The 13,165-nt window shown below is 53.8% G+C and carries 15 protein-coding genes; 8 read left to right on the top strand and 7 right to left on the bottom strand.

All coding sequences use genetic code 11. From position 1 onward, the window contains the following. Nucleotides 1-224: 224 nt before the first annotated feature. Nucleotides 225-791 carry a D-glycero-beta-D-manno-heptose 1,7-bisphosphate 7-phosphatase gene (gene gmhB, locus AAIG26_RS20850; RefSeq protein ID WP_045512055.1) on the bottom strand — a complete coding sequence of 189 codons (567 nt, stop codon included), beginning with the start codon at nt 789-791 and terminating at the stop codon, nt 225-227. Between the two features lie 189 nt (nt 792-980). Between gmhB and metN the strand changes: the two genes are divergently transcribed. From metN to proS, 6 genes are all read left to right on the top strand, one after another. Further along, nucleotides 981-2,012, top strand: a complete 1,032-nt coding sequence (gene metN, locus AAIG26_RS20845; protein ID WP_020456628.1) for a methionine ABC transporter ATP-binding protein MetN — start codon at nt 981-983, stop codon at nt 2,010-2,012. Beyond that, the gene (locus tag AAIG26_RS20840) at nt 2,005-2,658 is read left to right on the top strand and encodes a methionine ABC transporter permease MetI (protein WP_017458024.1); all 654 of its coding nucleotides are present in this window, start codon (nt 2,005-2,007) and stop codon (nt 2,656-2,658) included. The genes metN and AAIG26_RS20840 overlap by 8 nt, the downstream gene beginning before the upstream one ends. Nucleotides 2,659-2,700: 42 nt before the next feature. Further along, nucleotides 2,701-3,516 (top strand): methionine ABC transporter substrate-binding lipoprotein MetQ, encoded by an 816-nt coding sequence (gene metQ, locus AAIG26_RS20835; protein WP_017458023.1) that lies wholly within the window; start codon nt 2,701-2,703, stop codon nt 3,514-3,516. A gap of 108 nt (nt 3,517-3,624) precedes the next feature. Beyond that, nucleotides 3,625-4,029, top strand: a complete 405-nt coding sequence (gene rcsF / locus AAIG26_RS20830) for an Rcs stress response system protein RcsF (protein ID WP_020456626.1) — start codon at nt 3,625-3,627, stop codon at nt 4,027-4,029. Further along, on the top strand, nt 4,026-4,733 hold the full coding sequence (gene tsaA / locus AAIG26_RS20825) for a tRNA (N6-threonylcarbamoyladenosine(37)-N6)-methyltransferase TrmO (protein ID WP_020456625.1): 708 nt from the start codon (nt 4,026-4,028) through the stop codon (nt 4,731-4,733). Before rcsF ends, tsaA begins: the two co-directional genes overlap by 4 nt. A gap of 112 nt (nt 4,734-4,845) precedes the next feature. Further along, a complete protein-coding gene (gene proS / locus AAIG26_RS20820; protein WP_020456624.1) occupies nt 4,846-6,564 on the top strand; it encodes a proline--tRNA ligase in 1,719 nt (572 codons plus the stop codon). 205 nt (nt 6,565-6,769) lie between these two features. On the opposite strand, the gene nlpE is transcribed toward proS, so the two are convergent. The 3 genes from nlpE to AAIG26_RS20805 are packed head-to-tail and all read right to left on the bottom strand — an operon-like array spanning nt 6,770 to nt 8,468. Continuing rightward, a complete protein-coding gene (gene nlpE / locus AAIG26_RS20815; protein WP_020456623.1) occupies nt 6,770-7,465 on the bottom strand; it encodes an envelope stress response activation lipoprotein NlpE in 696 nt (231 codons plus the stop codon). Between the two features lie 35 nt (nt 7,466-7,500). Further along, nucleotides 7,501-7,923: an alternative ribosome rescue aminoacyl-tRNA hydrolase ArfB gene (gene arfB, locus AAIG26_RS20810; RefSeq protein WP_020456622.1), complete on the bottom strand. Its 423-nt coding sequence runs from the start codon at nt 7,921-7,923 to the stop codon at nt 7,501-7,503. Continuing rightward, the gene (locus AAIG26_RS20805) at nt 7,920-8,468 is read right to left on the bottom strand and encodes a YaeQ family protein (RefSeq protein ID WP_045512047.1); all 549 of its coding nucleotides are present in this window, start codon (nt 8,466-8,468) and stop codon (nt 7,920-7,922) included. The genes arfB and AAIG26_RS20805 overlap by 4 nt, the downstream gene beginning before the upstream one ends. Before the next feature lie 195 nt (nt 8,469-8,663). Here AAIG26_RS20805 and AAIG26_RS20800 point away from each other — a divergent pair, with 195 nt between their 5' ends. Continuing rightward, the gene (locus AAIG26_RS20800; RefSeq protein WP_017458016.1) at nt 8,664-8,864 is read left to right on the top strand and encodes a YaeP family protein; all 201 of its coding nucleotides are present in this window, start codon (nt 8,664-8,666) and stop codon (nt 8,862-8,864) included. Further along, nucleotides 8,851-9,111, top strand: coding sequence for a Rho-binding antiterminator (gene rof, locus AAIG26_RS20795; protein WP_017458015.1), 261 nt, complete (start codon nt 8,851-8,853; stop codon nt 9,109-9,111). The genes AAIG26_RS20800 and rof overlap by 14 nt, the downstream gene beginning before the upstream one ends. A 27-nt stretch (nt 9,112-9,138) precedes the next feature. Here the strand turns inward: rof and tilS are convergent, their stop codons facing one another. From tilS to AAIG26_RS20780, 3 genes are all read right to left on the bottom strand, one after another. Then, complete coding sequence (gene tilS / locus AAIG26_RS20790; protein ID WP_343181376.1) at nt 9,139-10,434, bottom strand: tRNA lysidine(34) synthetase TilS; 1,296 nt, start codon at nt 10,432-10,434, stop codon at nt 9,139-9,141. Nucleotides 10,435-10,496: 62 nt separating this feature from the next. Continuing rightward, nucleotides 10,497-10,886 (bottom strand): VOC family protein, encoded by a 390-nt coding sequence (locus tag AAIG26_RS20785; RefSeq protein ID WP_020456619.1) that lies wholly within the window; start codon nt 10,884-10,886, stop codon nt 10,497-10,499. A 57-nt stretch (nt 10,887-10,943) separates the two neighbouring features. After that, entirely contained in the window at nt 10,944-13,082 is a 2,139-nt protein-coding gene (locus AAIG26_RS20780) for a lysine decarboxylase LdcC (protein WP_020456618.1), read from the bottom strand. Nucleotides 13,083-13,165: the final 83 nt, after the last annotated feature.

The following is a 13,165-nucleotide window of genomic DNA, read 5'->3' as shown; positions in this document are numbered from 1 at the left end:
TGCGACGCGCTTTAGCGCTCTGTCGCGAGGTGGCGTATATTACGCTTTCCTCTTTCAGAGTCAACCCTGATTTTCAGGATTTTTTCTCTTCAACCGAACCGGCTGTTTGTGTGAAGTGATTCACATCCGCCGTGTCGATGGAGGCGCATTATAGGGAGCCCGAGCTGAATGACAAGCGGAAAAACACATTTTTATTTCAACCGCTCATCTTTTCGTCATAAAGGCTATTTTTGGTGCTTTTTGATGGCGGCTGGCAGCTCCGCAAGGCTATTAATCACCCAATCGGCGCTATTTTCAGCTTCCGGCGTGACGGGTTTCCCGGTGCGTACCAGTACTTTTGTTCCTACTTGTGCAGCAGATGCCGCCTGCATATCTTCCAGCTTATCGCCAACCATATAAGAAGCGGCCATATCAATGTGCAGAAAATCGCGCGCCGAGATGAGCATGCCCGGGTGCGGTTTACGACAGTCACAAACCTGACGGAACTCTTCTACTGTTCCCTGCGGGTGATGTGGACAATAGTAGATACCATCCAAATCAACGCCGCGATCGGCTAAAGACCAGTCCATCCATTCGGTTAACGTTTCAAACTGCGCCTCGGTGAATTTGCCGCGCGCGATACCAGACTGGTTAGTCACCAGCACCAACGCATAACCCATTTCTTTCAGTTCGCGCATGGCGTCAATAACGCCATCAATAAATTCAAATTCATCAATCTCATGGACGTAGCCGTGATCAACATTAATAGTGCCATCACGATCGAGAAAAATAGCGGGTACAGACTTTGCCACGGGTTTGCTCCTGAAAAAGGCATATGTCCTTAGTATCTCATGTTTCGCTACACAGGAAAGTGCTCATCGTTGATGAGTGACATTGATTTAGACGTCTGGATGCCTTACCATCCGCTCTGTTTACGGCTGAAAGTCGTAACCGGCAGAAGAAAATGCCACGGCTAACTCTCATACGATAAAAATAATCTAATGATTAAACTTTCGAATATCACCAAAGTGTTCCAGCAAGGGAACCGTACGATTCAGGCGCTGAACAACGTAAGCCTGCACGTTCCAGCTGGTCAAATTTATGGCGTTATTGGCGCGTCTGGTGCGGGGAAAAGTACGCTTATCCGCTGCGTCAACTTACTTGAACGTCCATCACAGGGCAGCGTTCTGGTTGACGGCCAGGATCTGACGCAGTTGTCAGAAGCGGAATTAACCAAAGCGCGCCGCCAAATTGGCATGATCTTCCAGCACTTTAACCTGCTCTCTTCACGAACCGTTTTCGGTAACGTTGCTTTACCGCTGGAGCTGGATAACACCTCGCGCGACGAGATCAATCGCCGGGTGACAGAACTTCTCGATCTGGTAGGGCTGGCTGATAAGCACGACAGTTACCCGGCCAATCTTTCCGGCGGGCAAAAACAGCGCGTCGCCATTGCTCGTGCGCTGGCCAGTAACCCGAAAGTGTTGTTATGTGATGAAGCCACCAGCGCACTGGATCCGGCAACCACACGTTCTATTCTTGAACTGCTCAAAGACATTAACCGTCGCCTCGGGCTAACTATCCTGCTCATTACGCATGAAATGGATGTGGTAAAACGCATTTGTGATTGCGTGGCGGTAATCAGCAACGGCGAACTGATTGAGCAGGATACGGTGAGCGAAGTGTTCTCCCATCCGAAAACACCGCTGGCGCAGCAGTTTATCCAGTCCACCCTGCACCTCGATATTCCGGAAGATTACCTGCAACGCTTACAGGCGCAGCCGCAAACGGACAGCGTACCGATGTTGCGGATGGAGTTTACCGGTCAATCCGTCGATGCCCCGCTGCTGTCGGAAACGGCGCGTCGTTTTAACGTGAACAACAATATTATTAGCGCGCAGATGGATTACGCGGGCGGCGTGAAGTTCGGCATTATGCTGACCGAAATGCACGGCACCCCGGAGGATACCCAGGCCGCAATCGCCTGGCTGCAAGAACACCATGTAAAAGTAGAGGTACTCGGTTATGTCTGAGGCAATGATGTGGCTTTTTGCCCGCAGCATCTGGGAAACGTTATTTATGACCTTTGCTTCAGGCTTGCTGGGTTTTATCGTCGGTCTGCCGTTCGGCGTGCTGCTATATGTGACGCGTCCGGGTCAAATCATGCAAAACCCTGGGCTGTATCGCGTGATTTCCGCGCTGGTGAATATTTTCCGATCCATCCCATTTATCATTTTGCTGGTGTGGATGATTCCTTTCACCCGCGTGATTGTTGGTACATCTATTGGTCTGTATGCCGTCATCGTTCCACTGACAGTAGGCGCCGCGCCGTTTATTGCCCGCATGGTAGAAAATACTCTACTGGAGCTGCCTGCGGGTCTGATTGAAGCATCACGCGCCATGGGCGCAACGCCAATGCAGATCATCCGCAAAGTTCTGCTGCCGGAAGCGCTGCCGGGGCTGATTAACGCGGCGACCATTACGCTGATTACCCTGGTGGGTTACTCAGCGATGGGCGGTGCCGTTGGTGCGGGTGGTTTAGGTCAGTTGGGTATCCAATACGGCTATGTGACCTACAATCCATTAGTGATGAATACCGTACTGATATTGCTCGTGGTTCTGGTTTACTTAATTCAGTTCGCTGGCGATCGTATCGTCCGGGCTGTGACGCATAAATAACGTTACACACAACATAACGACTCAGATAGAAAGGAAAATATCATGGCTTTTAAATTCAAGACTTTTGCAGCAGTTGGTGCTCTGCTGGGTTCTCTGGCGCTGGCTGGTTGCGGCCAGGACGAAAAAGATCCGAATCACATCAAAGTCGGTGTGATTGTGGGCGCCGAACAGCAAGTTGCTGAAGTCGCACAGAAAGTCGCAAAAGAGAAATATGGCCTGGACGTTGAGCTGGTTACCTTTAACGACTACGTGCTGCCGAACGAAGCGCTGAGTAAAGGCGACATTGACGCGAACGCCTTCCAGCATAAACCGTATCTGGATCAGCAGATAAAAGACCGTGGCTTCAAACTGGTTCCGGTCGGCAATACCTTCGTTTACCCGATCGCCGGCTACTCCAAAAAAATCAAAGCCCTGTCTGAGCTGCAGGATGGTTCTCAGGTAGCCGTTCCGAATGACCCAACCAACCTCGGCCGTTCCCTGCTGTTGTTGCAAAAACAAGGTCTTATCAAACTGAAAGATGGCGTGGGTCTGCTGCCAACCGTGCTGGATATCACCGAAAACCCGAAAAACCTGAAAATTGTTGAACTGGAAGCCCCGCAACTGCCGCGTTCCCTGGACGATGCGCAGATTGCGCTGGCGGTCATCAACACCACTTACGCCAGCCAGATTGGCCTGACGCCGGAAAAAGACGGCATCTTCGTTGAAGATAAAGACTCCCCGTACGTCAACCTGATCGTCGCGCGCGAAGATAACAAAGACGCGGAAAACGTGAAGAAATTCGTCCAGGCTTACCAGTCTGATGAAGTCAGCGAAGCGGCAAATAAAGTCTTCAACGGCGGCGCAGTGAAAGGCTGGTAATCTCCTCAGTCTGTAATATCATTCAAGGCGGGCGCAAGCCCGCCTTGTCATTTGTGCACGCGCCTGATTCAATAAGCGGCGTTAAGAAAATTACTTCGAGGATATATTATGCGTGCTTTACCGATCTGTTTATTAGCACTCATGTTAAGTGGCTGCTCCTTGCTAAGCAGATCTCCTGTCGAACCTGTAAAAAGCACCGCTGCGGCGCCAAAAGTAGAACCGGAGAAACCGAAAGTCACGCGCCCTGTCCCTGTACGGGTCATTACGGATGCCACCGAGCTGGTCGGTAAACCGTTCCGCGATCTGGGCGAAGTTACCGGTGAATCCTGCCAGGCCAGCAATCAGGACTCTCCGCCGAATATTCCTACCGCGCGTAAACGCATGCAAATCAATGCATCTAAGCTGAAAGCTAACGCGGTTCTGCAGCACAGCTGCGAAGTGACCAGCGGCACGCCGGGTTGCTACCGTCAGGCGGTTTGCGTAGGTTCTGCACTGAATATCTCATCCAAATGAGTACATTTGCTTTCGAGCAAATCGGCGTTATCCGCTCACCGTATAAAGAGAAGTTTGCCGTACCGCGCCAGCCAGGTCTGGTGAAACACGGCGGCGGCGAACTTCACTTGCTTCCTCCTTATAACCAGCCCGATGCCGTGCGTGGCCTTGAAGAGTTCAGCCACCTGTGGGTGCTTTTCGTGTTTCATCAAACGATGGAAGGCGGCTGGCGACCAACCGTGCGCCCGCCCCGGCTGGGAGGAAACGCGAGAATGGGGGTTTTCGCCACGCGTTCAACCTTCCGGCCTAACCCGATCGGCATGTCGCTGGTTGAGTTGCACGGCATCCGCTGCCAGAAAGATCAGGTGATTTTACAACTTGGCAGTCTTGATCTGGTCGATGGCACGCCGGTGGTGGATATCAAGCCCTATTTGCCGTTTGCTGAAGCTTTGCCCGATGCGCAAGCTAGCTACGCGCAACAGGCACCTTCTGCTGATGTAGCCGTCACTTTTACGCCGGATGTCGAAGCGCAGCTTAGTGGGCTTGAAAAGCGCTACCCGCATTTCAAAACCTTTCTGTGCGAAGTGCTGGCGCAGGATCCGCGCCCAGCTTATAAGAAAGGGGAAGAGCAGGGAAAAACCTACGCCGTCTGGCTGTTGGATTTTAATGTGCGCTGGCGCGTAACCGATGGCGGCTTTGAAGTGTTTGCGCTCGAAGCGCGCTAATTTTATCCCCCTCTCTTTTGGCATCTCTGCCAGGCTGATAAACTAAACCACTTTTTTCTGTGTCAGGCCTGTCTTAGGCCTGTTCCGATTGTCCAAATGGAACCGTAACAACATGCGTACTAGCCAATACTTGCTCTCCACTCTGAAGGAGACGCCTGCCGACGCCGAAGTCATCAGCCACCAGCTGATGCTGCGCGCCGGGATGATCCGCAAACTGGCCTCCGGGTTATACACCTGGCTGCCAACCGGTTTGCGCGTTCTGAAAAAAGTCGAAAACATCGTGCGTGAAGAGATGAATAACGCCGGTGCGATTGAGGTGTCCATGCCAGTAGTGCAGCCCGCCGACCTGTGGCAGGAAAGCGGCCGCTGGGAGCAATATGGCCCGGAACTGCTGCGTTTTGTCGATCGCGGCGATCGTCCGTTTGTCCTCGGCCCAACGCATGAAGAAGTGATCACCGACCTGATTCGTAACGAGCTGAACTCGTACAAGCAGTTGCCGCTGAACTTCTTCCAGATCCAGACCAAGTTCCGTGATGAAGTGCGCCCGCGTTTTGGCGTCATGCGCTCACGCGAATTCCTGATGAAAGATGCCTACTCTTTCCATACATCTCAGGAATCGTTGCAGGAGACGTACGATGCAATGTACGCCGCCTACAGCAAAATCTTCAGCCGTATGGGTCTGGATTTCCGCGCCGTACAGGCAGATACCGGCTCGATCGGCGGTAGCGCCTCGCACGAATTCCAGGTGCTGGCGCAGAGCGGTGAAGACGATGTGATCTTCTCTGACTCCTCCGATTTTGCCGCCAACATTGAGTTTGCCGAAGCGCTGGCACCAAAAGAGCCGCGCGCCGCGGCAACGCAGGAAATGACGCTGGTTGACACACCGAACGCCAAAACCATCGCTGAGCTGGTTGAGCAGTTCAACCTGCCGATTGAAAAAACCGTGAAAACCCTGCTGGTTAAAGCCGTTGAAGGCAGCAGCTCCCCACTGGTTGCGCTGCTGGTGCGCGGCGATCATGAGCTGAACGAAGTTAAAGCGGAAAAACTGCCGCAGGTTGCCGCGCCGTTGACCTTCGCCACCGAAGCGGAAATCCGCGCGGTAGTGAATGCAGGCCCAGGCTCGCTCGGCCCGGTGAACATGCCGGTTCCGGTTGTGATTGACCGTACCGTTGCGGCGATGAGCGATTTCTCTGCTGGCGCGAATATCGATGGCAAACACTACTTCGGCATCAACTGGGATCGTGATGTAGCGACCCCAGAAGTGGCAGATATTCGTAATGTTGTTGCCGGCGATCCGAGCCCGGATGGCAAAGGTACGCTGCTTATCAAGCGCGGTATCGAAGTCGGTCACATCTTCCAGCTGGGCACCAAGTACTCCCAGGCGCTGAATGCCGCCGTGCAGGGTGAAGATGGGCGTAACCAGATCCTGACCATGGGTTGCTACGGTATCGGTGTAACGCGTGTTGTGGCTGCGGCCATTGAGCAGAACAACGACGAGCGCGGGATCATCTGGCCTGACGCCATTGCGCCGTTCCAGGTCGCGCTGCTGCCAATGAACATGCACAAATCTTATCGCGTGCAGGAACTGGCGGAGAAACTCTACGCCGAGCTGCGTGCGCAGGGTATTGAAGTGCTGATGGACGATCGTAAAGAGCGCCCGGGTGTGATGTTTGCCGATATGGAACTGATCGGTATCCCGCATACGGTGGTGATTGGCGATCGTAACCTCGACAACGACGATATCGAATATAAATACCGTCGCAATGGCGAGAAACAGCTGATCAAAACCGGGGATATCCTCGATTATCTGGTCAAAGCCATCAAAGGTTAAGCGCCCCAACAAAAAGCCCCGCAATGCGGGGCTTTTTTATAACTACCGAAATACCACGTGACGGGCATCTGGTTTTGGCGCTGCCTTATTATTACTGGGTTTAAATCAAGCATGACCAACAGGTTTCATTTTAAGCGCAGGTTTCGCATGCCCTTCACGCTAATCATGCCGCCTTCTGTGAAGGCGGTTTTTGCACTGCTAATGCTTAATCATCACAACCTTTATTGGGGCTAAACTTACCGCGTTTATTCGTCACCAGCACTTTCTGCGCCGCACCGGTGTCGGGGTTTGGCTCAACGGTGAAATGCCCTTCGACCACCAGCAGAATCGGTTTGGTTTCTGTTCCGCGCGCTGCCGCATAGTCGCGCTCAAGCTGCGCATTGCTGGCAACGGCTACCTTCTTGCCGGTTGCACAATCGGTAAATACCGCCGCATCAGCCATGTACATATACATGCCGCGCATCGCCATTGGCGTTGCCGGTAGCGCGGCTTTTACTGGCTGTAACGTGTAATTGAGCTGAGAAGTGATGGGATTGCCTTGCTGGTCCAGCATCTCCAGCGCATCGCCTTTGGCGCGGAAAAAGGTTTTATCACCGTGCGTATCAGTGAGGATCAGTTTATCCGCCGTGCGCGCCCAGTTACCATACGTGGCAAACACCGAGGGCGCTTTTCCTCCCTGATAGCGCTGGTTCATCACCCAGCTCCCGTCTTTCTCCAGAAACAGAGAGGTTTCAATCCCTTCGCAATCCGCGCAGGGCAAAACACCGCGCCAGCTTTGCTGCATCGGTTTCAATTCTTCAACTTGTGTTGGCTGCACCGTCTCAACATCGCCACGGTTGTTACATCCGAAAAGCGCAAAGAGCGTACACCCCGCCAGCACCGCTAAAATCGCTTTTTTCACACCCAATTCCTTATGCCCGATTCTGTTATTACCCGTCAGCCTTCATGACCCCGAACTTTACCGCGTAGCGCTTTTACCGACGACTTTTGCGCCTTGCCCGATAACCGGCGCTCTTTCGATGCGCGGGTTGGGCGCGTTGCCCGACGGCTCTTTTGCACGACGGTTAATTCTTTAATTAACGCCACCAGGCGAGCGATTGCTGCTTCGCGGTTCATCTCCTGGCTGCGATATTCCTGTGCTTTTATCACCACCCAGCCTTCGCTGCTAATCAGATGGTGCGACGCCTCCAGTAAACGCGCTTTGTAATACTCTGGCAGGCTTGAAGCCCGGATGTCAAAACGCAGGTGGATCGCCGTTGAGCTCTTATTGACATGCTGACCGCCCGCGCCCTGCGCACGCACCGCCGTGATTTCCAGCTCTTCGTCAGCAATGGCGACCGAACGGGAGATCTCAATCATTGCGGCGGCTGCCAGGCTTCAAGGTGGATCTCCAGATTCTGGCTCTCGTCCGATAACCAGATAGCGCCATCCTGTAACGTCGCTTGCAGCGTCATGGTACGATCGCTGGCAAACGCGCTCAACCCGGCCAGTTGCACATCATCCAGATACCAGATGCTCAGATTGCTAAATGCCGCGCAGCGCGACTGGTTCTGCTGCCACCAGATCTGCGCCGCGCGTGAATTATAGGTAAAAAGCGCCACTTCTTTCGCCTGTGAGCAGGCTTTCTTCAGCCGTTTTTCCTCCGGCAGCCCCAGCTCAATCCACAGATCGATACCGAGATAATCATTGCGTAGCCACAGTTCCGGTTCATCGTCGGCACTGAGACCGCGGGTAAATTGCAGGCGTTCATCCGCATATTTCATCCACGCCAGCAGGCGCAGCATCATGCGTTCTTGCGTCTCAGAAGGATGGCGAGCCAGCGTCAGCGTTGCATCTAAAAACTGATTACGATCCAAATCGGCAACGTTCACCGTCGCTTTATAAATTGTCGCTTTTAATGCCATGTCACCGCTCCTTCATAAAATGGTCGCTATTGTAGCGAATATAAGCATAAAGCGCTGTTATCTCTTGTCGCAGTGGATATTCATCGCCCTGATAATGATGAATAAGCTGTGGTATAGTCACCTTGCTAAACAGAGTTTAACTTCGTAGGCTTAGTGTTATCTCACAGTAAAGTCAGGTTGCTGACAGGAGGTGATGTGAACAATTATTGTGAGTTAGTACGCAGACGTTATGCGGAAATCGCCAGCGGAGATTTAGGGTATATCCCGGATGCGCTGGGGTGCGTGTTGAAAGTGCTGAATGAAATGGCGTCGGATGACACCCTTTCAGAGTCGGTCAGGGAAAAGGCGGCGTATGCTGCCGCGAACTTACTGGTGAGCGATTATGTCAATGAATGATGCCTATCAACCCATCAACTGTGATGACTATGACAACCTTGAACTCGCCTGCCAGCATCATCTTTTATTGAAGCTGGAAATGAAAGACGGCGAGGTGCTCAGCGCCAAAGCCAACGATTTAGTCTCACGTAAAAATGTGGAGTATCTGGTGGTTGATGTCGCAGGCGCCGCGCGCGAACTGCGTCTCGATAAAATTGCCAGCTTCAGCCATCCTGAAATCGGCACCGTTGTGGTGAGCGAGTCCTGACATTTTGCGGGCAGCGCCTGTTGCCCGTTATCTTCGCCACGCCAGCCGTACGCCTTTTTGCTCCGCGCTTTTCGCCCCTTCTCGCGTAACGAATAACCCCGCCGCCGCCATCAACGTTTCACCATAAAACAGCAGCGGCGTGGTATCGCGCCGCCAGGGCGCCACGCCAAGTTCCTGCCAGATTTTCTTCAGCTTGCGCCCGCCGCTGCGCCCGACGATATGCAACATACCGGGTGCCTGAAAGCGGATCGAAACCGCCTCATCAGCGTTGGGGGGGCGAATTTCCCCACCCGCCACTAGCAACAGCTCACCAAGACCCGCCGGTAATGTTAGCGGCTCGAAAGGTGCCAGCCACGGCAGTTGCGTATCACGCTGGCTTTCAATGGCGCGGATCCACCACAAGCACGACTGATAACGACGCACTTCGAACTCACCAAGTCGCAGACACGGTGAGGCATCTTCTCGCGCCAGCGCCACTTCCTGCCACAAGCGATCAAGCATGGCACGTGATGGCATGACCGCGCCGCGCTGCGCCAGCCAGCGACGCAGCAGCGCCCGACGGCGCGCATCGCTTAGCGTATAAAGAGGGACAAGCTCCAGCGCCCCTTCAGCCGTCGTCGCCGCATCAAGTTCCGCCGCCAGTAGCTCATCAAGTAACTGCTCTTGTTCGCCACACAGCGCGGCACTTCGCGCAACAGCGTCGGCGAAATGTGGCCAGCGTGCCGCCAGCACCGGTAAAACCTGCAAGCGTAAAAAATTGCGATCGAAGCTGGCGTCGGCGTTACTTTCATCCTCAATCCATGACAGCGCATGGTGAAGTGCCCACTGGTGCAACTCATCGCGAGTTTGTGTCAGTAAGGGGCGAATAAGCTGAGTGCCGGCAAAAGGCATACTTTCGGGCATGGCCGCCAGCCCGGCAGGCCCGCTGCCGCGTTTTAACGCCAGCAGGAACGTTTCACACTGATCGTCCAGATGCTGAGCAGTTACCAGCACGTCACCGGGCAGCAGTGCCTCCGCAAATGCCTGATAACGCGCGTTGCGCGCCTGCGCTTCAATCCCTTCCCCGTTGTTCACCAGTTGAACGCGAACGACGCTGAGCGGGATCTGCCAGCGCGCGCAAATATCCTCACAATGCTCCGCCCAGGCGTCGGCGTGCGGACTAAGCCCGTGGTGAATATGAATGGCGCGCAGCTTGAGTTCGGGTAATTGCTGTCGCCAAAGCATCAATTTATGCAGCAGGACGGTTGAATCCAGCCCACCGCTAAACGCCACCAGAAACTGGCGCGATGTGGTCGGCATTGATGCAAAAAAGGGCGTGGTCATAGCGATTATCAAAACGGAGTAATGCCCGGCACGTTACCGGGCATTAGCGGAAGTGGCAAGTATTACTGCTGGTAAAGCTCGAGCGGCAGGCCATCAGGATCGGTAAAGAAGGTGAAGCGTTTATCGGTGTAAGGATCGATGCGGATCTCTTCGCACTGCACACCGTGAGCCGCCAGATGCGCCACCGCCTTGTCGATGTCATCAACGCTAAACGCCAGATGGCGCAGCCCGCAGGCTTCTGGTCGGCTGGGGCGCGCAGGCGGGAACGGGAAAGAAAACAGCTCAATCACATACTGCCCGTTCAGCGCCAGGTCGCCTTTCCATGAATCACGTGCTTCGCGATAGACCTCGCTTTGCAGCGTAAACCCGAGGATATCGCAGTAAAACGCTTTGCTCTTCGCGTAGTCCGTAGCAATGATGGCAATATGATGAACCTGTTTTAAACCCAGCATAGTCTCTCCTTTTTTGATGCCAGAACGTTACGCCTGCCGGTGTTTGCCCGCAATAGTTCAGCGGTTTTTTAGGACTCGTACCCGATAAACGCCCTCTTCGTCCCGCTTCGCGCCATGAATATCCGTCTCAAAACCGGGATAGTGGCGGCCAATAGCGCAAAGCATCAGCAGGAAATCCAGCACGGCTCTGCTCGCTTCGGTGATCATTTCACCGGGCATCACCAGCGGCACGCCTGGCGGATAAGGCAGGATCATATTCGCCGAGATTCGCCCTATCAGTCGCTCAAGTTCAATGGTTTCCACCTCGCCCTGAATTTGCCGCTGCCAGGCCTGGTGCGGCGTCAGTTTCATTTCCGGTAATACATCAAACGCTTGCAGCATTAAACGTGGAAGATCGTGCTGGCGGATGAGCTTATGGATCCCCTGAGCCAGATCCTGAATGCGCATATTGCGGTAGAAATCCGGATCTTCGGCGTAGAGATCCGGCAGCATATTCTTCACGCGCAGATTCAGATCGTAGGCGCGTTTAAACTCCATCAATCCGCGCAGCAACCCCATCGCGCGGGTTTTATCAATGCCAATACTGAATAAGAACAGCAGGTTATATGGCCCGGTTTTCTCGACTACAACACCGCGCTCATCGAGGAACTTCGCCACCAGCGCCGCCGGGATCCCCTCGTCGCTCATGTTCCCCAGCTCGTCCATCCCCGGCGTCAGGATGGTCACTTTAACCGGATCGAGAAACATATGGTCGGCATCCGCATCGCGAAAACCGTGCCATGCTTCACCGGGCGCAACCGGCCAGCAGTCCGCCTCTTCAATCTCTTCTGGCTGCCAGATATCAAAGAACCAGCCATCGGCTTCATCTTTCAGCCGCTGAACTTCTTTACGGAAATGCAGCGCGCGCTCGACGGAACGGTTAATCAGACGTTTGCCGGGATTACCGCGCAGCATCGCCGCCGCCGTTTCGATGGAGGCCACCAGCGGATAACTCGGCGAGGTGGTGGTGTGCATCATAAATGCTTCGTTAAAGGTGTCTTCATCATATTCACCTTTAATATGAATCAGCGATGCCTGTGAAAATGCCGCCAGCATTTTGTGCGTCGACTGGGTTTCAAAGAACACTTTTCCCGGCACCCGCTCGCCGCTCATGCCGCTTTTCCCGGCGTAGATCGGGTGGAAATTGGTATAAGGAACCCAGGCAGAATCGAAGTGGATCGACGGCACATCAAGCGTCTTTTTGATCCAGTCGGTGTTATACAACAGTCCGTCATAAGTGGAGTTGGTGATCACCGCATGTACCGGCCAGCGTGCGCCCGCTGTTTTTGCCACCTTCTGTTCGATGCTGGCATGGGTAAATTCACGACGAGGGATCCCGCCCAGAATCCCCAGCGCATTGCGCCCGGGTTTCAGCCATAGCGGCGTAACGTCGCTCATCATCAGCAGATGTGCCAGTGACTTATGGCAGTTACGATCAATCAACAATGTGCTGCCGGCCGGTGCGGCATACATGCCGACGATTTTATTCGAGGTCGAGGTGCCGTTGGTCACCATGTAGCTCTGCTCCGCGCCAAAGGTGCGGGCGATATACTCTTCGGCTTCCAGATGCGGGCCTGTGTGATCCAGTAACGAGCCCAGCTCCGTGACCGAAATAGAGACATCTGCTTTTAACGTATTGCCACCGAAAAAATCGTAAAACAGGCAGCCAACCGGGCTTTTCTGATAAGCCGTGCCCGCCATATGCCCCGGCGTACAAAAGGTATATTTGCCCTCTTTAACGTAGGTAAACAGCGCGCGGGTAAACGGCGGCGTGATGGTTTCGAGATACTCGCGGGTGTACTGACCGATACGCGTAGCAATATCCTCGGACACACCCAGCGCATACTCGAAAAACCACAGCGCCATGCGCATATCCTGGATGCTGACGTCCATCGTCGAGTGGGTATTGATAAAGGCGTACAGCGGGAGATATTCGTTAAGCTGATTGATTTCGCTGCACAGATCGAGGGAGTACTCATCCCAGTCAAAGATAACGCCGCAGATGCGCGGGTTGTGTTCGATAAATTTCAGTAAGTCGGTGCTGTTTTGCGGCCAGATAAGTTGAAAGCCCTGGGCCTGTAATGCCTGCTCCAGCTCCTTAATTGGCTCATCTTTATAGAAAACGCCATGTGGTCCCATGATGGCAATAATATTCACGGCTACCTCCGTTAAAAACCTTAGCTAAGCATAGTTGAGGTAAACGGCAGGTATAAAAAAAGCCGCACAGCGGTGCGGCTTTT

This window comes from Kosakonia sp. PSU_27 (assembly GCF_039409795.1).
Lineage (GTDB): Bacteria > Pseudomonadota > Gammaproteobacteria > Enterobacterales > Enterobacteriaceae > Kosakonia.
The sequence above is the reverse complement of the archived record's forward strand: the minus strand, read 5'-3'. Positions and strand labels throughout refer to the sequence as shown.

Excerpts from the sequence above, each read along its gene's own strand:
- metN (WP_020456628.1), top strand. The coding sequence starts at position 981 with ATGATTAAACTTTCGAATATCACCAAAGTGTTCCAGCAAGGGAACCGT.
- AAIG26_RS20840 (WP_017458024.1), top strand. The coding sequence starts at position 2,005 with ATGTCTGAGGCAATGATGTGGCTTTTTGCCCGCAGCATCTGGGAAACG.
- metQ (WP_017458023.1), top strand. The coding sequence starts at position 2,701 with ATGGCTTTTAAATTCAAGACTTTTGCAGCAGTTGGTGCTCTGCTGGGT.
- rcsF (WP_020456626.1), top strand. The coding sequence starts at position 3,625 with ATGCGTGCTTTACCGATCTGTTTATTAGCACTCATGTTAAGTGGCTGC.
- tsaA (WP_020456625.1), top strand. The coding sequence starts at position 4,026 with ATGAGTACATTTGCTTTCGAGCAAATCGGCGTTATCCGCTCACCGTAT.
- proS (WP_020456624.1), top strand. The coding sequence starts at position 4,846 with ATGCGTACTAGCCAATACTTGCTCTCCACTCTGAAGGAGACGCCTGCC.
- arfB (WP_020456622.1), bottom strand. The coding sequence starts at position 7,923 with ATGATTGAGATCTCCCGTTCGGTCGCCATTGCTGACGAAGAGCTGGAA.
- AAIG26_RS20805 (WP_045512047.1), bottom strand. The coding sequence starts at position 8,468 with ATGGCATTAAAAGCGACAATTTATAAAGCGACGGTGAACGTTGCCGAT.
- rof (WP_017458015.1), top strand. The coding sequence starts at position 8,851 with ATGTCAATGAATGATGCCTATCAACCCATCAACTGTGATGACTATGAC.
- tilS (WP_343181376.1), bottom strand. The coding sequence starts at position 10,434 with ATGACCACGCCCTTTTTTGCATCAATGCCGACCACATCGCGCCAGTTT.
- AAIG26_RS20785 (WP_020456619.1), bottom strand. The coding sequence starts at position 10,886 with ATGCTGGGTTTAAAACAGGTTCATCATATTGCCATCATTGCTACGGAC.